General features: G+C 37.7%; 21 protein-coding genes. 6 read left to right on the forward strand and 15 right to left on the reverse strand.

Annotation, left to right across the window (positions count from 1 at the left end):
• Position 1: 1 nt before the first annotated feature.
• Complete coding sequence (locus tag ABM34_RS06260; RefSeq protein WP_048704322.1) at positions 2 to 595, reverse strand: DUF1819 family protein; 594 nt, start codon at positions 593 to 595, stop codon at positions 2 to 4.
• Between the two features lie 277 nt (positions 596 to 872).
• On the opposite strand from ABM34_RS06260, the gene ABM34_RS06265 reads away from it, so the two are divergent.
• Positions 873 to 1,562 (forward strand): MarR family transcriptional regulator, encoded by a 690-nt coding sequence (locus tag ABM34_RS06265; RefSeq protein WP_053084451.1) that lies wholly within the window; start codon positions 873 to 875, stop codon positions 1,560 to 1,562.
• Between the two features lie 508 nt (positions 1,563 to 2,070).
• Here ABM34_RS06265 and ABM34_RS06270 read toward each other — a convergent pair.
• The 5 genes from ABM34_RS06270 to ABM34_RS06290 all read right to left on the reverse strand — a co-directional run bounded on the left by ABM34_RS06270 (position 2,071) and on the right by ABM34_RS06290 (position 5,381).
• On the reverse strand, positions 2,071 to 2,583 hold the full coding sequence (locus ABM34_RS06270; protein WP_048704324.1) for a QueT transporter family protein: 513 nt from the start codon (positions 2,581 to 2,583) through the stop codon (positions 2,071 to 2,073).
• Between the two features lie 88 nt (positions 2,584 to 2,671).
• A complete protein-coding gene (locus ABM34_RS06275) occupies positions 2,672 to 3,406 on the reverse strand; it encodes a 3-oxoacyl-ACP reductase (protein WP_048704325.1) in 735 nt (244 codons plus the stop codon).
• Complete coding sequence (locus ABM34_RS06280) at positions 3,406 to 3,630, reverse strand: DUF2829 domain-containing protein (protein WP_048704326.1); 225 nt, start codon at positions 3,628 to 3,630, stop codon at positions 3,406 to 3,408. Before ABM34_RS06280 ends, ABM34_RS06275 begins: the two co-directional genes overlap by 1 nt.
• A 1-nt stretch (position 3,631) precedes the next feature.
• Complete coding sequence (locus ABM34_RS06285) at positions 3,632 to 4,471, reverse strand: glycosyltransferase family 8 protein (RefSeq protein WP_083988273.1); 840 nt, start codon at positions 4,469 to 4,471, stop codon at positions 3,632 to 3,634.
• Between the two features lie 25 nt (positions 4,472 to 4,496).
• The gene (locus ABM34_RS06290) at positions 4,497 to 5,381 is read right to left on the reverse strand and encodes a hypothetical protein (protein ID WP_048704329.1); all 885 of its coding nucleotides are present in this window, start codon (positions 5,379 to 5,381) and stop codon (positions 4,497 to 4,499) included.
• A gap of 88 nt (positions 5,382 to 5,469) precedes the next feature.
• Here ABM34_RS06290 and ABM34_RS06295 point away from each other — a divergent pair, with 88 nt between their 5' ends.
• Both ABM34_RS06295 and ABM34_RS06300 read left to right on the forward strand, forming a co-directional pair.
• The gene (locus tag ABM34_RS06295) at positions 5,470 to 5,880 is read left to right on the forward strand and encodes a peptide deformylase (RefSeq protein ID WP_048704331.1); all 411 of its coding nucleotides are present in this window, start codon (positions 5,470 to 5,472) and stop codon (positions 5,878 to 5,880) included.
• Positions 5,881 to 5,944: 64 nt separating this feature from the next.
• Complete coding sequence (locus ABM34_RS06300) at positions 5,945 to 6,412, forward strand: VOC family protein (protein WP_048704332.1); 468 nt, start codon at positions 5,945 to 5,947, stop codon at positions 6,410 to 6,412.
• A 318-nt stretch (positions 6,413 to 6,730) separates the two neighbouring features.
• On the opposite strand, the gene ABM34_RS06305 is transcribed toward ABM34_RS06300, so the two are convergent.
• The 6 genes from ABM34_RS06305 to ABM34_RS06330 all read right to left on the reverse strand — a co-directional run bounded on the left by ABM34_RS06305 (position 6,731) and on the right by ABM34_RS06330 (position 11,944).
• The gene (locus ABM34_RS06305) at positions 6,731 to 7,231 is read right to left on the reverse strand and encodes an NADPH-dependent FMN reductase (protein WP_232298628.1); all 501 of its coding nucleotides are present in this window, start codon (positions 7,229 to 7,231) and stop codon (positions 6,731 to 6,733) included.
• A gap of 187 nt (positions 7,232 to 7,418) precedes the next feature.
• Positions 7,419 to 8,057, reverse strand: coding sequence for a hypothetical protein (locus ABM34_RS13345; protein ID WP_198141163.1), 639 nt, complete (start codon positions 8,055 to 8,057; stop codon positions 7,419 to 7,421).
• A gap of 169 nt (positions 8,058 to 8,226) precedes the next feature.
• Positions 8,227 to 9,126, reverse strand: coding sequence for an IS3 family transposase (locus ABM34_RS06315; protein ID WP_048702931.1), 900 nt, complete (start codon positions 9,124 to 9,126; stop codon positions 8,227 to 8,229).
• On the reverse strand, positions 9,123 to 9,797 hold the full coding sequence (locus ABM34_RS06320; protein ID WP_157023198.1) for a helix-turn-helix domain-containing protein: 675 nt from the start codon (positions 9,795 to 9,797) through the stop codon (positions 9,123 to 9,125). The genes ABM34_RS06315 and ABM34_RS06320 overlap by 4 nt, the downstream gene beginning before the upstream one ends.
• Positions 9,798 to 10,174: 377 nt before the next feature.
• Positions 10,175 to 11,251 carry a hypothetical protein gene (locus ABM34_RS06325; RefSeq protein ID WP_048704334.1) on the reverse strand — a complete coding sequence of 359 codons (1,077 nt, stop codon included), beginning with the start codon at positions 11,249 to 11,251 and terminating at the stop codon, positions 10,175 to 10,177.
• Positions 11,252 to 11,383: 132 nt separating this feature from the next.
• The gene (locus tag ABM34_RS06330) at positions 11,384 to 11,944 is read right to left on the reverse strand and encodes a TetR/AcrR family transcriptional regulator C-terminal domain-containing protein (RefSeq protein WP_048704335.1); all 561 of its coding nucleotides are present in this window, start codon (positions 11,942 to 11,944) and stop codon (positions 11,384 to 11,386) included.
• 230 nt (positions 11,945 to 12,174) lie between these two features.
• On the opposite strand from ABM34_RS06330, the gene ABM34_RS06335 reads away from it, so the two are divergent.
• Positions 12,175 to 13,164 (forward strand): cation diffusion facilitator family transporter, encoded by a 990-nt coding sequence (locus ABM34_RS06335; protein ID WP_048704337.1) that lies wholly within the window; start codon positions 12,175 to 12,177, stop codon positions 13,162 to 13,164.
• Between the two features lie 30 nt (positions 13,165 to 13,194).
• Here ABM34_RS06335 and ABM34_RS06340 read toward each other — a convergent pair whose 3' ends face one another.
• From ABM34_RS06340 to ABM34_RS06350, 3 genes are all read right to left on the reverse strand, one after another.
• Positions 13,195 to 14,697 (reverse strand): hypothetical protein, encoded by a 1,503-nt coding sequence (locus ABM34_RS06340; protein ID WP_048704339.1) that lies wholly within the window; start codon positions 14,695 to 14,697, stop codon positions 13,195 to 13,197.
• A gap of 84 nt (positions 14,698 to 14,781) precedes the next feature.
• Positions 14,782 to 15,930, reverse strand: a complete 1,149-nt coding sequence (locus tag ABM34_RS06345) for a hypothetical protein (RefSeq protein ID WP_048704341.1) — start codon at positions 15,928 to 15,930, stop codon at positions 14,782 to 14,784.
• Between the two features lie 511 nt (positions 15,931 to 16,441).
• Positions 16,442 to 16,873, reverse strand: coding sequence for a MarR family winged helix-turn-helix transcriptional regulator (locus ABM34_RS06350; RefSeq protein WP_157023231.1), 432 nt, complete (start codon positions 16,871 to 16,873; stop codon positions 16,442 to 16,444).
• 92 nt (positions 16,874 to 16,965) lie between these two features.
• Here ABM34_RS06350 and alsS point away from each other — a divergent pair, with 92 nt between their 5' ends.
• Entirely contained in the window at positions 16,966 to 18,642 is a 1,677-nt protein-coding gene (gene alsS, locus ABM34_RS06355; RefSeq protein WP_048704342.1) for an acetolactate synthase AlsS, read from the forward strand.
• 16 nt (positions 18,643 to 18,658) lie between these two features.
• Positions 18,659 to 19,372, forward strand: coding sequence for an acetolactate decarboxylase (gene budA / locus ABM34_RS06360; RefSeq protein WP_048704344.1), 714 nt, complete (start codon positions 18,659 to 18,661; stop codon positions 19,370 to 19,372).
• The last annotated feature ends 64 nt before the right edge of the window (positions 19,373 to 19,436 follow it).

Genomic DNA, 19,436 nt, shown 5'->3' on the forward strand with positions numbered 1-19,436 from the left:
ACTATCTCCCTGTCAATGAAGCCAATTGTCTAAATTGTTTTTTCTCTTGAAGCAGATCTTCAAGTCTAAAATCTAAAAATGGACGAACAATTTCGTCGTAAGAACCCTTGTCAATCATCAATCCAGCATTACGATTAAATGTTTTAAATAATCCAGTTAATCGGGTAATAGTTTGATCTGACCAATTTGCAACTTGATCACTTTCCACTTGCTTCCTTGTAAAGAAAGCCTCAATTTCATAATCATGTAGCATAGAATCACCAAGCATGATTTCTTCGCGAAATACTTCATACATGAATTCGTCAAACAACTTATCCATAAGCATAATGGAAATTATATTTACTAGTTTCTTATTAGAAACATCGAGACTAGGATAAAGCTCAAGATAGTCGTCATCCAAACTACCAATACGTCTTTTCAATGTCCGATATGTATCAATACTTCGAGCTTCAGTTTTCTGTTGAAAGCAATTATCCTCAACAGCCATTTTCCGAATTTCAGCATCAGTGAAATCGTCATTCAAAAAATCAATATATAAAGTAAATTCATCTTGCCAAAAACTATGAGAAATCATATTTGCGCTATATTCTGGCATGCAATTACCACTTTTCCGCAAAATCTATTTGCTATTACTAACAAGTATATTAGAAATATATAGCAATTGCGAAATAATTCCAGATGATCTGACAACAAACTTGTCTAATATTAATTTTAACTTAAACTAGATCTCACTGGTGTTACGTTTTCATGATATTTTCTTACATACTTTGACTCAATCTATTGACAATTCATTCGGTACCGAAGTATACTCATTCATGAAATATATTTCGGTACCGAATGTTTTTTACTATTTGTAGAAAAGAGGAAATTATATGACTGAACTTACAGATGATTTAATGAAGCAATTACACTTCATCAGCAAAGCTAGTAATCAATATATGCACCAAAATAAGCAACGTTTGACTGGACAACAACGTGTCCTATCGATTCTCAATCTTGAGGACAATTTGTCTCAAAGTTATCTTCAAGAAGTATTGGACTTGCGTCCTAGCTCTCTTGCTGAGCTTTTGAAGAAGTTGGAGGACAAGGGTGACATTACTCGTAGTGAGGCTCCGGATGACAAGCGTATCAAGCGTGTTAGTTTAACTGACCAAGGTCGCAAAGCTGCACAGGAGAATGCGTCATTTAAAGATGCTGATGTCACGGAAAAATTTTTCGAAGGATTATCTGATGTTGACCAACAACAATTGAAGGATAACCTGGAAAAAATTTCAGCCGGCTGGGACGATGAGTTCAAGCAACAAGCTGACAGTTTCGTAGACCCTATGGATCGGTTCGAGGCCATGCAAAAGATGCGCGACGACATCATGGCGAAATACGGCGACAATTTCGAAGACATGTCACCCGAGGACATGAAAGCCATGCGCAAGGAAATGAAGGAAAAGATGAGTAAAATGGGCATCCACCACCACGGACCAATGATGGGCGGAATGCACCACATGCGCGGCTGCGGCCCAAGAGGAATGGGACACGCCGACTTCAGATTCGGCAACATGTTCTAACCGCAACAAACAACATACACATTTCAAACAAAAATCCCCTTACCAAGAAATGAAGCAAATCTTCATCTCAAAGTAAGGGGATCTTTTATTTCCATATAATCACGCACGAGCGAAAGCTCGTACGCACCATGGCACTTACAAACAAAATAGTTAAAGCATTTTAAAAGTGAATCTCAATAAAGTATTAACAAAAATAAATAACACAAGTATAAAAGTGAACCTCCACCCCACACAAAAAATGATGGAATTTTGGTCCCCCAGCCTGGAGGTAAAGTCCGCCGGTGGCTCAGCCGTGGAATTTGCGTTAGCCTGCCATGGGGCAGGGTTAGGCAAAATGCGAGTTTTGAGATTTTTCGGTCTGTGACATCCTTGGCTGTTCGTTGGCGTAGCCAACTATATGACTGTTGCGCACGAGCTTTAGCTCGTACGTTCCTACTAAAAATCGCATCACAGCGTTCCAGCCACCGCCGGACTTTACCGGAAGGCGGCAGTGAACCACATAAAAAAATCACATCCGAAAACTACTAATATCCAATCTACGATTAACTTCAAACATAACAACCCCACCAATAACCATAGACAACAACTCACCAGCACAAATACTAAGATAGCTAACCCAAAACGGAGTCTTAAAAGCAATATACAACTCGCCCGCCACAGTAAACATAGAAAGCGCAAAAACCACAGCCATAATAACAAACTTAACCCTCAAATCCTTAGTAAAACGGCATAACCAAAGAATAAAGAACAAAACTATCAGAGTAGAAATTGTCCCAATTGGAACATCTAAAGTCCAAGTTGGTGACATAAAATTAGACAAAAAAACACCAAGTGTGACTCCCCAAACATATCGCTTCTTAAACAGCACTAGATAGTTGAACATTTCGGACAAACGAACCTGAATTGGTCCATAAGCAAAAGGTTGAATTATCATCGTTACCGCCACATACATGGCCGCAATGACAGCTGTACTCACAATAGTTTTCACAGTCGAACTTGATGTTCTAGAAATATTTTTCATTATTAGCTCCTTTATGGCAATCGCCACTAAATAACTACGATCAAAGGAAATAAGTATCGCAGTGATGCATTTTGCACCTCAGTACATTCTACTTGGCAGTCCAACCGCCGTCAATTGGAATCACGCTGCCATGAATATAATCAGCACGTGAACTAGCCAAAAATAGCGTCAACTCAGCAACTTCTTCAGGTTTCGCCCAACGTTTGGCTGGAGTCTGATCAGCAACCCATTTAGCCATCTTGCCGTCACCAGCAAAATCGGCAGCGTTCATCGGCGTATCAATTGCGCCCGGAGCAATACAGTTAGCACGAATTCCCCGAGCAGCGTAATCAATATCCAACTGTTTTGTCATACCAATCACCGCATGCTTGGCAGCAGTGTACGCAACACCGCCACCCCCAGCAACTAGACCAGCAATCGATGCCATGTTGACGAAAACACCGTGTTTCTGCTTCAACATCAACGGCAAAGTCGCTTTTATTAATAAAAATTGACTAGTTAAATCTGTTTGAATAGTGTCATTCCACTGTTCAATCGAAGTGTCCATTACTGGGCGATAATCATCCAGCACACCGGCAGTGTTACAGACGATATCGATTTTCTTAAACGAATTTTCGAGTAATTTCGTCAACTTCTCAAACACCAAAGTTCCAGTGACATCCCCAATAATTGTAACTAAATTATCGTTGATCAAGGGAACAGCATTTTTATCAATCCCAATCACTACAGCATTATTCTCTAGAAAAAGTTTAACTTGTTCCAATCCAATTCCAGACGCTGCACCAGTGACTACTACGATTTTCCCACTGAAGTCTTCAGCCATTATTCTGTGACCAATTCCCAGTCAGTAGCGAGGATATCACAGTCAGTTGGTGACCACATACTGTATGCTTCGTCTTCAGTTTTGATCAAGAAGTAAGGATTCAAAACATCCCCTTCAAACTTACCTTCCTGTTGTAAAATAACAAAAAGTTCAGTGCCTTCCCAACCAGTTCTTACAGCTTTTTCACCATTTTTAATGTGAGGCAAAATTTTCTCAAATGTCATATTAATTCTCCATAATTTTTTCATTAATTAACATCGATGCTCGGTGAGCATAATGTTTATACAATCCAGCATAACGACTATTATATTCACGCTTCCAAGGCTTGTCACGTCCACAGAAATGCAGGATAACGGTATTATCAATTACCCAATCCAAGTCCCATTTTCCATCACCAAGCAAGTTATAAATACTACTCATTCTGGCATCGTAATTGTAAAGTTCATCTGGAACTTTGACAATTTTATTGCCATACAAAGCATTCAAAACATCTTGATCTGGTAGGAATAAGGTCAAACTGTTTTCTTTAATATAGTCGAATATGTCAGTAGCCTTAACAGTTTCACGGATAGCATCCAAATTCATCAACAGTACGCCAGAATTGTAATAACTTTCAGCTTCATAATTTCCAAGTCGTAACTTATTAAATTGCTCAGTCATGTTGTTGGTCAATCCCGAATGACTGGATGCTGCGTAAAGATTGTCTCCGAGTTGCTTATTATATAGTTGTTTTAATGAATTGATAACTAAAATATCAACGTCCAAATACAGAATACGATTGACTGATTTAGGCAAATATTCATGAGCTAACAAGCGATAATAAATTGTTTCTGGATACCTGTCAGTCGTCGGTGCATCAGCGAAAATCTTTGGATCAACAATAATTGCATGATAATTGACACCAATTTTTCCACAAAAAGATTCAATCTCTGCAGTTGACTTCAATTTATCTTTTTGAATGACATACGCATCAAATTTTTCATTTGGAGTATTCTTCACAATTGAATACAAACACGTCATCAATTGCGTGCTAACATTGTCATCTATCGCAAATAATAAGTTCATCCTCATCCTCTTTTCAAAAAAATTACTAAAAGTCGTCTGGTAAGAAGCGTACGGTTACATCTTTATAATCGACAAACTCGTCAGTTGAAACTTGATAATATCCACTTACTACAGCATCGTCACCGGAACCAAATTCTCCACCCTCAAATAATTTGGAGAACCAGGCAGTATCGGGAGCTAATCTACGATCAGTTTTCTTGCGAAAATCATTAGTACCAGAAACTCTTTCGTATAAAGTTGTTAGTCCCTTGGTCGTGAGTACCATCTTTCCATGTGGATCATCGACTGGATTAGTGGGAACTGAACTATTCATCAGCGGAAATCTCAATTCTGGAGTTATTCTGATCCAACGGTTCGTTGAAACTTGTAAGAATCTGGCAGATTCGTTCAAATTGTCACCAACACGTACACCATAAATTTTATCAAAATATGCCCACTTACCTTGTCCTAAATGCTCTCCGGTATAGATCATCTTTTTGTCAGAAATCTCAAACAAAGCTGTAGCGTATTCGGAAGTATTGGTTACATCGATAATTCCGTCGCGACCATTTGCGATAGTTACACTCTTCATATCAAGATTGTAATCCGGTTGAACTTCAACATAGTGGTAATCAGAAGGTATCCACTCATTTGCGGAAACTCGGTAAAATTTATTATTCTCAGATAATTGTAAAAGCTTGTACATATCGCCCTTTTTCAAGACCCGTCCAGTTAATGTCATTTCCCCATTATCAAGCGAGTAAACTGGAGCATCGTCGACCAATTTCCCATTACCTTCATAACTGTTACCAGCAGTAGTTTGAAGGTCCTCTGGAAGAATTGGTGTAGAAGATGCAGTATTTTGTTGCATCCCTATTCCAACAAAAATAATTGACACTAGTAAAACTAATACGGAAATAAACTTTTTCATAAAAGCATCCCTCAATTCTTATATTGTCCTAATTGTATCATGGAAGAATTCGACGATTTGGGTATAATTAGACCACAGGAGAAAAATTATGATTAAACCAATTAATACAGACAGGATGTCACTTTCAATTCCATCCGACCCAGCAACACCAGCTGATTCTCAAGTTGTCACCGATTTGTTAGACACCCTTGCTTCCCATAAAAAAGACTGTGTCGGTATGGCAGCCAATATGATAGGTGTCAACAAGCAGATAATTGCGGTAAATGTCGGTATGGTGAATGTGCCGATGATTAATCCGAAAATATTGAGTAAAACTGAGCCATTCACGGTTAGTGAAGGCTGTCTATCACTTCAAGGTGAGCGCGAAACTACTCGATATAAAAATATTAAAGTTTCGTTCCAAGATCAAAATTTCAAACCACATACGCAAGAATTTAACGGTTTTGTTGCAGAAATTATCCAACATGAAATTGATCATTTCGATGGTACTCTAATTTAGTTCTTCCATTGAAAGCGCTTAATGTTATACTCAAAAAGTAAAAATAATGTGGAGATGATATAGGATGAGAACTCAAGTTTACCCATACTTTGCTTTTAAAAATGCCAAAGAAGCTATTGAATACTATGAAAGAGTCTTTGACGCTACTGATGTGTACCGTCTAAGTCCTAAAAAGGAACAAGCTGAAATGTTCCATTTACCAACAAATGCTGACTTGGACAGCATGACAATGCATGGTGGATTCACTATTTTAGGAATGAAATTTGAATGTGCTGATGCTTTTAACGGAGACTCAACTCCTGTTAAGGGACTTCAATTGATGTTAGATATCGACAGTGAAGACAAAGAAAGTCACGATGCTGCTGACGCTTTGTATAAGAAGTTGAAACAATCTGGCGAGGTGGAAATCACGATGCCTTTTGCTGAACAGTTCTGGGGTGGTAAGATGGGTGCCTTTACTGATAAGTTTGGAGTACAGTGGATGTTGCACGAGTCGCCTTGGTCTTTGTCTCAAGACCACAAAGATGAATAGATGGATGCTGCCGATTCCGGAAGAAAATCGATTTTTCGGGCTGGAACGCTGCCGGGATCGTTTGAAGCCATTTCATAGTTCGAAATGTCTCCAAAGCGACCCTTTCACTAAGCTGACTTCGTCAGCAAAGCACAATTTCACCACTGAGGCCAAATCTATTTTCTTCCTCCATCTAGATCCATTAATCTTTGTGGTATTTTCGCTTTTTAATATATATATACGCAAATATGGTCGAAAACTTATTTTTGTTTTCGGCCATATCTTTTATTGTGCTATTTGATTTTCTTACTTAAGCGAATATTTAGTTCAATTTCTTCTTTAATTATTGTAAGGATTTTCTTTGAACACTCTTGTATAAAAGTTGATTTCATCGAATACTTCATTCAATCTTTTGGCGAAGTGGTCACTGTTTTCAGCTGCTGGTACTAGTTCTCCCCCATCTGTGAAATTTGGATCTGCATTCCAAAGTAGAGCTGGATCTGGTACTACCATCATTTTTAGCATTGTTAGAATTGGTAGGATGTGATTTGCGGCTACTATTCCTCCGTCACTAAAGTGTGAGTATGCTATTACTTGAACTGGTTTTCTTGCCACTTGTCCACCGACGAAGTCTAGGGCGTTTTTTAGGGCTCCGGTAATTGCGTGATTATATTCTGGTGTCATGATGATGTATCCATCTTGTTCTTGTAACACATTTAACCATTTGGATTCAGCACTGTTTAAATCCTTGATCTCATTCTCCAATGGTGTTTCTTCATGATCATACAATGGTAGTGGATAATCTTTTAAATCAATCCATGTGTATTCAACATCATCCATGTTTTGATTTACTGACTTCAAATATTTAAAAATCTTTTTCGCCTAGCGAATTACTTCTGGAACTTCCTAAAATTACACCTATCTTCATCCTTTTCCCTCAACATTCATATTATTATTTTATATAAGAAACATAATTATAATATATAGACTAGAGGACTGACACGTGTTCGTCAATTAATCAGCTTAATTATTTTACATACTTCTCACGATCTTGAATGCGTCCTAAACAATAGATTGCTATCATTCCGGTTACAATTCCTGCTACGGCGGTAATTACGAGTATCCACCAACTTAATTTATCGACTCCGAGTGCGAAGAATGAACGATTCCATGGACCCCAAACTGGTATCCAGGCTCCTAATAAGTGTAGTTTCAAAAATGCTACTGCAATTATTGGTCCACTGACTGCTGTCCAAATGATTCCACTGAATTTATCTTTTCCAACTAAGTAGATTGAAATCAGATTTGGCAAGTAGACAATGATGTTTACTAGCAGGAGGCCGATTGTAAATTGGTAGCCCCACCCCATTGCTTGACGCATGTGGTCAACATCATGAATAGAAATTATCAATAACATGACTAAATTTGATGTCAGTAATGTATAAACATAGTTTTTCGAGAATACACTTTTACTGATGTCGTTTTGGAAATGTAGTCTTGATGTTGCTCGTAGTCCAATTACTACTATTGCGATTCCGATAATCAGATGTACGACTATGCCAAAATAGCTTTTATCTAACCCCATCATGATTGTTGCTATTAGCTCGGTTACTGCGATGGCGAAAATTAAGATCCAACTAAATAATGCCATTTTTGAGTTTTTCATATATAACATCCCCAATAATTCAAAATAATATGTTTTATATTTCAACTTAAGTTTAGCATTTTAATTTGCGTGTGAGAAGGTTCACTGCCGCCTTCCGGTCAGGTTCTGCGGGGGCCGTGGTTGAACTTGCGTTGTCAAGTTGACATTTAAACAATTAAAATATTATAAACTACTTTGCAATGGCTTTATTCCAGCATTCTTCTGGAGTAAGGCCATTTTTTGTTGGCAATCTATCAATGTTATTGAAATAATCAATTCCATCTTGTACTAGCTTAATCAGTGCTTCTAAAGTTGCTGGTCTTGGATGACTATCCATCCAGATTCCCTTAAAATTACTCCACCAGCTCTCCATTGGTGAATTATCATATGGGGTGCCTGGTCTTGAAAAACTTCTTATTACTTTGTGTTCATCCAACAATTTATTAAAGCTAACGGCTGTGAATGCAGGTCCACGATCAGTATGTACCATTGGATGAACGTCGCCCATTTCCTCAAAAGTTTCTTTGAACATCGCAATTTCAGCTTCTGCAGTCTCTGATGGACTTATAAAAGATCCAATTATTTTACGACTGCACAAATCTAGTATTCCACTGAGTTTTACTTTGTGTGTTTCTTTGATTCCAAATTCCAATTGGGTTGAATCAGATAGCCAAACCATGTTTGGTTTTTCCACTTCAAAATTCTGGTTTAATACATTGTCTTTTTCATGCTGATCATTGTCATCTTTACGACTTCGCTTTTTTGCTTTTGATTTACAACTAATACCTTCACTTCTCATTACACGCCTAACTTGGTAGTACGTGACCTCAAAATCTAGAAGGTGTTCCTTTGTAATATGAGAAAGAATCTTTCCCGCACCAATTCTTTGAAAATGATCTTTATATGTCTTAAGAACAACTTCAGTCAATAAATCATTTTTGTGTTCCCAATCTGTCTTCCTATGATGTAAGAACTTATTTAACGCTTGTCTAGAAACACCTATATGGTCTAATAGAATAGATTTCCATCCATGATTACCTTCGCTGACCTCCATTATTGCCTGGTAAGACAGCTTTCGTTGTGAATTCACCCCCTGTGCTGAAGTTCGTTTAATTTTTTTTCAAACGCCGCAATGGCTTCTTGTTCATTCAATTTTGCTTTGAGTTCACGGTTTTCAAGTTTCAATTTCTCTAGTTCACTAATCTCTTCTGCTTTATGATGAATCCTATGGCCACGCTCATCTACGAGAGCTTTATAGCCATCACCTTGGACTTTCATAACCCAAAGCCGAGCTTGTTGATAAGAAACATCAAATCGTTCAGATGCTTCTGAATAGGAATGATGTTTATTAAGAATGAATTCTACAACTTCAATTCTTTCATCTATCGTTGTTTTTCTTGGCACAGCAGTGACCTTCTTCCTGACAGGCGTAGCCTTAAGAGTCTTGCCATTATTATACTGTATCAACCACATTCTGAGTTGTTTAGATGATTTCACTCCGAATTTTTCACATACTTGCTTTAGATTACCTTCACCATTCGCATATGCACGAACAGAGTTGATCTTTGTTTCAGCACTATAAAACGTACGTGATTTACTATTCCTTAGTCCTTCATAACCATTCTCTTTGTAGTAATTATTCCAGTCCCTAAACGTTTCGGGACTGATTCCTTTGGTTTTCGCAAATGTCTGTCGAGGTAAATCAGATTTTTCAAATTCCTTGATAAGGTTATATTTTTCTTTTTGAGTATATTTCCACATATTAATACCTCCGAAGTGATCAAAATTATTACATTTCAAATGTCAACCACATCGTAAGTATCTCAGGTCGCTGTGAACACGATTTTGAGCTTTTCGAAGATCGCGAAAATCTCAAAACTCGGTTTTCATGTAAGCCTGCCCTATGGCAGGCAAACATGAACGACACGGCTTGGGCCCCCGCAGAACCTGACCTCCAGGCTTGTGCTTCTCAAGTATCATTTACATGATTCCTCTATAGTTGCGATTGTTTGGTTTTATGAAAATTTCACGTATTGTACGCTTCTTTTCTTTATTGGTAGTGAAAGATAAAAGGATAGTTCAAGTTCGGAACATAAAAAATAGATTCACTCTTACTTATTGAGTGAATCCATTTTTAATTAAATTTTAACTTGATCTTTATCTAACTTAGCTGGAATTGCTACTGGTAGGTCACATGCTTCTACGTACCCTACTTTTCCAGCATCCATTACGCTGTTGATTAAGTTAACGGCTGGGGCTGCTGATGTTACGTAGCCTTCTCTTTCGGGAATCAAGCCGTCAATTTCAGCATTTACTGGGCCTGGTAGGCCTTCCAAGTGAATTGTATTATTGATTGGTAATTCTGGAGTCTTCTTGTGGCAAACTTTGTGGACATAACGTAATGCTGCTACTTCTTTTCCATTGTCATATAAGGCCATGGTGAATCTGTGTCCATAAATTGTACCTTTCTTTACTGTACCTTTGATTGTTTCCAAATCCATTGGAGCTGTGAAAACTTCGTGTTGTGGTTTGAATTCATCGTACTTCAAACCGATTCTGTCGGCCATTTCGTAGACACCTGATGAATAATATGCGTAGATAAATTTTGCCAATAAGTCTTCGTCTGAATCTGGCTTTGGATACTTGTCGATGTCTGCGCCGTATTGGAATACGTCAACCCAACCTGATGTGTTGTGCCAGTCATCTTCACCTGATTGAACGCTGATTTGGTCGACTCTTCCCATTGCACCAGCGATTACTAGTGGCATGTATGATGCATAGTCGCCAGGTAATAATCCAAATGGTACGAATGCTACATTGTTAGCCTTTGCGTGCTCATTCAAAAATTCATATACCTCAGGCTGGCTGTCTTGGCAGTGATAGACAGGAATTGTGGTGATGACATTTTTACCTGCGTCCAACGATTTAGCTAGGCGGATAGCCGAAGGCATAAATGTACCTTTTTTATCCATTTCGGTAGGACAAAAATCTAGAACCATGTCAGCGTCTAATTTTAGTGCGGCATCAATGTCATCCGTAACTTTAACCCCAACTGGATCAAAGTCAAAAACCTCACCGGCATCCTTGCCAATCTTATTTGGATCCACATCAACTGCAGCTACCAAATCGAATAAATTTTTACGCTCGGCCAGCATTCTAACTGCTGAACGTCCAACGTTACCTAATCCCCAAATGATTACTTTAGTTTTACTCATTATAATGAGCTCCTTTCAAAGAAACATTGATTATTAGTGCTTACAGTGAAAGAATAGTTCTTTGTGAAATATTTATCAATTTACATTAACGGTCATATGTGAAAGGTTTCTCACTTTGTTCTATGTGTGAAGCTAGTAAGTAAAATTATCAAGATAGTCATGTAGCGAATGTTCCAAAAGTCGACGCCATCGAGCAACAAACTGGTCAGTGTCAAACTCATATTTCCCAGTCAGCCATTCCTTAGTTATTTCCATATAGGCATTGTAATAGTAATCGATCAGGAAAAGTTCATCCCCCTTTGAAAGCTTTCTTCCACCAAGAAGTTCCGGAATCAACATGGTCATCTGAATTTGAGTCAGTTTATAAAATTCTGTCTTCAGACAATTTTGACCATTAACAGATAACAATTTCTGGTAATAGTCACGATTCTTTTTGAGATAATTGCAGATAAAAATAGAACCCTTGAACCAATCATCAAGAGTGGTGACTTTCATAACTTCAGGAAACACTTCAGATTCAAAGATTGAATTTACTAAATCGTATTTGTCTTTAAAATGATTATAAAATCCTCTACGAGTAATATTTGCTCCGTTGGCAACTTCCGCAACTGAAATATTTTCAAATTCATGATCAGTCATCAAATTTTTGAATGAGCTAATAATATCAAGTTCTATTTTTGTATAATTGGCCATCTAATTTCACCTCAACATTATTAATTTCATTATATGCTGATTTTGTATAGAGTTCACTGCAACCTTCCGGTCAGGCTAGTAAATCTCAAGAATCATTTTTCTATTTCCACAATTTATAATCACACATTTCTTGCCCTCCTGCATAAACATTTACAATATACTCACACTTTTATTTCGCCAACAAAAACCTATAATAAGTTTTGTACGTTACATCAAAAGGAATTCTAATTATGGACAAACTAAATAAATATTTATTGCGTGAGGATCATCATCAAAAAGTTGAACGGCAACGTGAGGTTGATAAACTTACTGCTGCTATTAAATATCTGTGGATTAATATTGGTATTTATATTCTTATTACTGTGGTTGAATATTGGCTATCTGTTATTGGTGATTCTGTTGCATTACGCGCTGATGCTCTGAATAATTTATCTGGCGTCATTTCGACTGGTGTTTTGATTATTGGCTTGCGTGAAGCGACCAATATTAACGATGACGACATTATTGGCCGGGATCTACCGGCAAAAAGTGTTCGTAGTCAAGACTCCATGCAGCTCTCTCGTTTTAGACTGGAAACAGTTTTCACGCTTATAACGAGTTTTATAATCGTATTAATTGGTCTACAAATTATTGTCACTGGTGGTACGGGATTATTCCATCTAAAAGGCAAAGCAGCACCAAATCTAATTTCTGCATTAGGTGCCGGGATTGCCACAGTCATGATGTTTGGAGTTTATTACATAAATCATCATTACGGGAAAAAGTTAGGTAACGGTTCGCTACTTGCTGCGTCAAAAGACAGCCTCGGTGATGTCGTAACCAGTTTGGGGACGATGATTACAGTTTTAGTTTCATATGCACTTCACCTAGCATGGATTGATAGTGCCGTCAGTATCGTAATTGGTGTTTTCATTCTTTGGCAAGGAATCCAAATTTTCCAAGAATCAACATTAAACTTAGCAGATTACGTCGATCCAGTCCTCGAGCTTCAAATGAAGGAGGCTGCCGAGAAGTTCAAAAAGGTTCACAGAGTTGTTGATTTAAGAAGTCGTTATAACGGCAATATTTTACTTGTAGATATGTTCATAATGGTTGATCCTAAAGCAACCGCAATGGAAATCTACAGCACCAACGAAAAAATAGAGCGAAAACTCCACAAAGATTTCAACGTTTTTGATGTCACAATTACCATCATCCCCGACCCGGAGTCGCTTAAATAATAAAAAAGATGCATAATTCAGAAATTTGAATTATGCATCTTTTAGCATGTCTGGAATATTGGATCTACGCAAATCATTAATCAAATTGAATATAAAATGTAATGAATAAAATTCATCAATCTCAAATTCTTTGGTAAGTCCGACCCACCACTTATTTGAGTCCATTGGCACATCATTGTATGTGCTGAAGTATTGGTACGCAGCTAGTTGTGTGGTAATCAATTTCTCAGTCTTACCATAAAAAATAATTACTCCATGATCAGTAATTAAAAATTTTGTGGCTCCAGCTTCAATTTTAGGGATATCGAGTGTATTGTCATTTTCTTGAGATGACAATTGGTCTAACGTATCACTATTGATACTAGTTAATTCTGTATTTGGTTTCGGAATCAATTCATTCATCCAATCTGGTTTTGAAAACATCTCATTGAAAAAGATTCGAAACACTTCTAAATCCAAGGGGTCCTTGCCAAATGCATACTTGATGATTTTGTTTTTATCAGCAGCAGTAGATTTTTCAGACAATTTGGGTGAAACAATCTGTATTGGTTGTGTAGTTTCAAAATTCTCTAACTTATCCATATCATTCCCATCTGGAATTGACGACAAGAATGCATTAGAAATTTCTCGCGGTGTATATTCTTGGAGCCAGTCTTGTAATGCCTCTTTTGCTTCATTTTGATACCACTCGTGTTCATCAATGAATGGAAAAGTATCCTCAAATATTTTATATAGAACATTTTCAACAATATTTCTATAAACACCATTGGTTTCCTGGCTATTAAATAAAATTTCATTAGTGGGATTTGCTATTCTCACAAGAAATTTTTTGACTGATTTACGAAATGTATCTAGATTCAATCTCCACCCTACTTTATTAAGGTCATATTTGAGCTGATCTTGCTGTAAAGAATCAACATCAAAATACTCAAGTGGTGAATATATAGAAGGCTCAATTACCCCTGCATCAAGTAATTCAATCGTATAATCATCCTCAAATGAATGGGTAATTTCAGAAATCGGCTTAATATCCTCAATGTTTGTCACTTTCATTTGACGAACAAAAACTGCTAATTTAACCTTTATGTTCAAAGATAAATTTTCATAATTCATTGAACTATGATTAGGGGCTTGATATCTTTGTGCAAGTTTATTGGAAAATTCATCTCGTCGTTTCTTGCAGCCTTTACACTTACACAATCGATCATTTTGAAAAATATTTCGATGACCACATTTAAGACATACTTGGTCACCAACCCACCAGTCAACGGCATTTAATGAAGGAAGTTTCATAACAAGTTGAGTTCCATCATACGGGCATTTCTCATCGATGGAAACTGCTGGAAGAAATCTCTTTATTTTGTTGAAATCAAAATCAATATTATGTTTTGCTAATACGTCTTCGTCCATTATTGTCTGAGAATAATATGTATAAAGAAACTTATACAATTCATCAGAACTCAACTTCTCCAATGGAGAATCTTTAAGAAAATAATATTTACGGTCAGCTTTCTTATAGTCAAAAGTTCGCATATAAAAACCCCACAATCCTATTACTTTTAGCATACAATAGATGCTTAAAAATAAAAGGATGTGGGGTATTTTTACAATATATTTCTACTTAATTGGAACTAACTTATCCATCCAATCAGGCATTAATAAAACATCGTTAAAGAAAATTTGGCAAACAGGTTGATTCAACCTATTGTCAAATGTTGCTTCTTCCACTGCTTGATCACTAATTTCATCAGGATGCTGAATATAATAAGAAACGGCATGAATTGGATCAAAATCTGGGTCGTCAAATTCAAAGTCATCAGGTTCAACTCGAGCTTCAACAATCGCACTAGCAACAATTTTAGGTGAATTTGAAATCAGCCAATCTTCAATATTCATCTGTTCCAAGTCGTGATAATTATCTTTAGGATCCAATTGTTTATCAAAAATATCGACAAATATCGAAAGCAAAATATTGCGGATTGTTAAATGGTAAAACGCATCAGATTCTCGTTTCTCCTGCAAAATATTATGATCAGGATGACCAAGAAATTCAACCAACTCATCATCAGGAACGTCCTCAGCCTGGACATTTAACCGCCAATCAATTTTACCATAGTCATAATTCAGAGACCCATTCTTTGGAAACATTGACTTGAATCGTTCAACTGGATTTTGAGCAGAAGGTTCGATAACTTTCTCATATGTAAGCTGAAATAGATAATCATAAAAGAACAGCGGTTCAACGTAATCATATGACAAAATATTCTCAACATCAGTGACATTCATCTCACGAACGAAAGTGGCAAGTTCAAGTTTTGCATATAATGGTAAATCCGAATATTCAGGAACAAAATGATTTTCAGAAGAATATTCTTCCCTCAATTCAGAATTAAATACTTTTCGCTTGCTAACACAACCATCACACTCACAAATACGTCCAGAAGTTGGATCAACATTACGGTGACCACAAGTACGACAAACCTCATCCCCAGCCCATGAATCAACCGCATTAACAGAAGGAAGTTTCATAACCAAAGGAGTCCCATCATACGGACACACCTCATCAATTTCAACATAAGGAAAAACCGACCGCATCCTTTTGGAATCCAAATCAATATGATGACTCTTCAAAATATAATCAGTCGACTCACCAGAATAAAAGCCCTGAACAAGCTTCAATAACTCAGAAGAACTCAATTCCTCCAAAGGCGACTTAATAACAAAATAAAAATGACCATCCAATTGATCAACATCAAATTTACGCATATAAAAAGTCCTCACAATCTTAATAGCTAAAGCATACATGAGTTGTAAGAAAAAGTATGCAAATATCACATGTTATAACGTTTTTTTGCAGTGAACTTAAACATTTATACAGTGAACCATATGTAAAGCAGCAAGTGACCTCGGACTTAACAGAATCCTTTTGTGCTAAAAAAATAAACCGCAAATTAAGTCTGGAGGTGGAGTACTGCGGGGAGCCAGCCGTGACATCCTTGATTGTTCGTTGGCGGAGCCAACACCAAGACTGTTGCGCACGAGCTTTAGCTCGTACGTTCCTGCTGTTGTTTGGTCGGCCATAAGCCGGCCTTACAACAAGGCAAGCCAATGGGACCGCACTTTGGCCCATTTGTTGCCCATAGTGTTCCGCCCCCGCAGTACGGAACCTCCAGACGGCATTCCACCTCTATCCCCCATTTTTTTAGCACAAGAAAAAAGGCATTATGCTTGAGTTTCCGCGCATAATATCTTTTAATTTCAATCGGATCTTACTACTCTAATCAATTTCTTCTTCGGCGGTAAAGCTTTCAACAACAGTCTCAATAGCCGAGACCAGTGGACTATCTGAGTTCAATCCCGTCTCGGAAAATTTATTCTCCCACCAGTCAGTTCGAATCTTTTGAATTTTTTCTACTACTTGGCTGCCCAATTGGGTTAGTTGTAAAACTTTAGTTTTTCCGACTCCATTTTGTTTCGTCAAATAATCCAGTTTTTCCATTTTATTAATTTCTCGCGTGGCTAAGCCTTTATCGACGACTAATTGTCGTGCTACGTGATTTTGAGTTATGTTGGGATAATCTCCAATTGTCAGCAAAATGCAGGCGGCTGTTGGATTGAGCTCTAGTTGATTGAACTGCTCCCGTGTATCTTTATAATACTGTCTATGTAAGATGGAAATATCTTGTGCCAAATATCCAATATTTTTCATATGAGCTCCAAGTTTTACGTGTTGACAAATCAACACCAACGATTTATCTTTAAACAATAGCATTTTAACATCATATTCACAAGGAGACTTTTATGGCAGATAAAAGAAACGGTGCAGACGCTTTATTTCAATCAATGATGAACCAAGGGATCAAATATGTATTTGGTCTTCCTGGCGCAAAGGTCGATAAGCTTTTCGACTTAATGGAATACAGCGACAACCCAAATGCACCTAAATTAATTATTACAAGACATGAACAAAACGCAGCCTTCATGGCTTCTGGTATTGGTCGACTAACTGGTAAACCTGGTGTAGTCGCTACTACTTCTGGACCTGGTGTATCGAACCTCGCAACCGGTCTAATCACAGCAACTTCTGAAGGTGACCCTGTCGTTGCGCTTGGTGGGCAAGTTCCCCGTAACGACGTTGCAAGATTAACTCACCAAAGTATTCCTAGTAAGGAACTTATGAGTACAGCCACTAAAGACAGCGTTGAAGTTCAAGACGCCAACAATATTTCTGAGACATTTGCGAATGCCTACCAAACTGCCATGGCACCAAAATCTGGAGCAACTTTCATCTCACTACCAAAGGACGTTCTCGAAGATGAAGTAACAACTAAAGAAATCAATACACTTTCACCAATCGCACAAGGTGGTGCCGACCAAGCTACCATCAAGACTATTGTTGAAAAAATTAAGAATGCCAAGTTACCTGTTATTCTTGCGGGTATGCGTTCATCTAGTTCTGAAGTTACAAACTCCATCCAAAACTTACTTAAGAAATTTTCAATTCCTGTTGTCGAAACTTTCCAAGGTGCCGGTGTTATTAACCGTGATCTAGAAAAGAACTATTTCGGCCGTGTTGGTTTATTCAGAAACCAAATCGGAGACGCAATTCTTAAAGACAGCGACTTAGTTATTGCAATTGGTTATGATCCAGTTGAATACGAAGCCCGTCTTTGGAATGTTGACCGTACAGGTGAAATCATCAACCTTGATAGTATCGCTCCAGAAATTTCAAATGAATATCAACCAGAATTAATTGTTCACGCTGATATTGCGAAAACACTTGACGATATTGCTAATAACTTACCTGACGGAATTACTTTAAGTGACGAACTAAAAAATCACTTGCACCAAATCCAAAAAAACTTTTTATCAAAAGATATCATTCCTGAACGTGAAGATCCAAAGGGTGTGCACCCACTAGAAATTATTCACGCTCTTCAAAACCAAGTTAACGATGACACTACTGTTACCGTTGATGTTGGTTCACATTACATCTGGATGGCTCGCCATTTCAGAAGTTACAAGCCAAGACATCTTTTATTCAGTAATGGTATGCAAACTCTTGGTGTAGCACTACCTTGGGCAATCGCAGCCGCACTAGAACGTCCTAACCAACCAGTTGTATCAGTTGCTGGTGATGGTGGGTTCTTATTCTCAGGACAAGAACTAGAAACAGCTGTCCGCTTGAACTTAAACATTGTTCAACTAGTTTGGAATGACGGTTACTACGATATGGTTAAGTTCCAAGAAGAAGCTAAATACGGTAGAAACTCAGGTGTAGCAATCGGTACAGTTGACTTTGCCAAATATGCAGAAAGTTTTGGAGCACAAGGAATTCACGTCGATAATGCTGGCGAATTAACAAGTGCCCTCGAAAAAGCTTTTGCCACAGAAGGCCCTACAGTTATTGACATCCCTGTCGATTACAGCGACAACATCAAATTATTATCAACATTATTACCAGACTACTTAAGCTAATCGGAAGGAAGTTCATATGAAGAATTCAAATGTATTGTATCAGCACGGAACCTTAGCATTATTAGTTCCAGGATTATTGGACGGAACATTGACGATGAAGGAGTTGCTAGAACATGGCGACACCGGAATCGGTACTGGAGAAGGACTTGACGGAGAATTAATCATCTTAGATGGCGTTCCATATCAAGTTGACAGTGCAGGAAATGTAAACATAGTCGATGATTCATTCACACTACCCTTTGCCAACTCACACTTTGCAGCCTACAACGAAATGATGGACGTCGAAGACATCAAACGTGACGAGCTACAAGAATTAATCGACAAAAAGGCAGCCAGTGCCAACACATTTTATTCAGTAGTAATCAAAGGAACTTTCAAAAACATTAAGACCCGTGCAGTTAAGAAATCTTCTAAACCATACGACACATTAGCAAAAACAGCCGAAGCTCAAAGTATTTTTGAACGTGATACTGTTGAAGGAACATTACTAAGCTACTACTCTCCACAAGTATTTGACGGAGCAGCAGTTGCCGGTTTCCACAGTCATTTCATGTCAGATGCACATGACTTCGGTGGACACATTCTTGATTTCGAGTCGGTCTCGGGTAATGTTGTGTTCCAGTGTTTTGACAGTTTGTTGCAGCATTTACCAATTGATAATCCTGCATACAAGCATCATGATTTTTCATCTGATGATATTTTAGGTTCAATTCATAAAGCTGAAGGTTAGTGGCGTTTATTTTAGATTTGTTTAGTTCGGGGGAGTGGTGGTGAATAGCCGCCCTCCGGTCAGG

It is taken from the genome of Companilactobacillus ginsenosidimutans (assembly GCF_001050475.1).
In the GTDB taxonomy this organism is placed as follows: domain Bacteria; phylum Bacillota; class Bacilli; order Lactobacillales; family Lactobacillaceae; genus Companilactobacillus; species Companilactobacillus ginsenosidimutans.

Excerpts from the sequence above, each read along its gene's own strand:
- ABM34_RS06260 (WP_048704322.1), bottom strand. The coding sequence starts at position 595 with ATGCCAGAATATAGCGCAAATATGATTTCTCATAGTTTTTGGCAAGAT.
- ABM34_RS06265 (WP_053084451.1), top strand. The coding sequence starts at position 873 with ATGACTGAACTTACAGATGATTTAATGAAGCAATTACACTTCATCAGC.
- ABM34_RS06270 (WP_048704324.1), bottom strand. The coding sequence starts at position 2,583 with ATGAAAAATATTTCTAGAACATCAAGTTCGACTGTGAAAACTATTGTG.
- ABM34_RS06275 (WP_048704325.1), bottom strand. The coding sequence starts at position 3,406 with ATGGCTGAAGACTTCAGTGGGAAAATCGTAGTAGTCACTGGTGCAGCG.
- ABM34_RS06280 (WP_048704326.1), bottom strand. The coding sequence starts at position 3,630 with ATGACATTTGAGAAAATTTTGCCTCACATTAAAAATGGTGAAAAAGCT.
- ABM34_RS06285 (WP_083988273.1), bottom strand. The coding sequence starts at position 4,471 with ATGAACTTATTATTTGCGATAGATGACAATGTTAGCACGCAATTGATG.
- ABM34_RS06290 (WP_048704329.1), bottom strand. The coding sequence starts at position 5,381 with ATGAAAAAGTTTATTTCCGTATTAGTTTTACTAGTGTCAATTATTTTT.
- ABM34_RS06295 (WP_048704331.1), top strand. The coding sequence starts at position 5,470 with ATGATTAAACCAATTAATACAGACAGGATGTCACTTTCAATTCCATCC.
- ABM34_RS06300 (WP_048704332.1), top strand. The coding sequence starts at position 5,945 with ATGAGAACTCAAGTTTACCCATACTTTGCTTTTAAAAATGCCAAAGAA.
- ABM34_RS06305 (WP_232298628.1), bottom strand. The coding sequence starts at position 7,231 with ATGGATGATGTTGAATACACATGGATTGATTTAAAAGATTATCCACTA.
- ABM34_RS13345 (WP_198141163.1), bottom strand. The coding sequence starts at position 8,057 with ATGAAAAACTCAAAAATGGCATTATTTAGTTGGATCTTAATTTTCGCC.
- ABM34_RS06320 (WP_157023198.1), bottom strand. The coding sequence starts at position 9,797 with ATGTGGAAATATACTCAAAAAGAAAAATATAACCTTATCAAGGAATTT.
- ABM34_RS06325 (WP_048704334.1), bottom strand. The coding sequence starts at position 11,251 with ATGAGTAAAACTAAAGTAATCATTTGGGGATTAGGTAACGTTGGACGT.
- ABM34_RS06330 (WP_048704335.1), bottom strand. The coding sequence starts at position 11,944 with ATGGCCAATTATACAAAAATAGAACTTGATATTATTAGCTCATTCAAA.
- ABM34_RS06335 (WP_048704337.1), top strand. The coding sequence starts at position 12,175 with ATGGACAAACTAAATAAATATTTATTGCGTGAGGATCATCATCAAAAA.
- ABM34_RS06340 (WP_048704339.1), bottom strand. The coding sequence starts at position 14,697 with ATGCGAACTTTTGACTATAAGAAAGCTGACCGTAAATATTATTTTCTT.
- ABM34_RS06345 (WP_048704341.1), bottom strand. The coding sequence starts at position 15,930 with ATGCGTAAATTTGATGTTGATCAATTGGATGGTCATTTTTATTTTGTT.
- ABM34_RS06350 (WP_157023231.1), bottom strand. The coding sequence starts at position 16,873 with ATGAAAAATATTGGATATTTGGCACAAGATATTTCCATCTTACATAGA.
- alsS (WP_048704342.1), top strand. The coding sequence starts at position 16,966 with ATGGCAGATAAAAGAAACGGTGCAGACGCTTTATTTCAATCAATGATG.
- budA (WP_048704344.1), top strand. The coding sequence starts at position 18,659 with ATGAAGAATTCAAATGTATTGTATCAGCACGGAACCTTAGCATTATTA.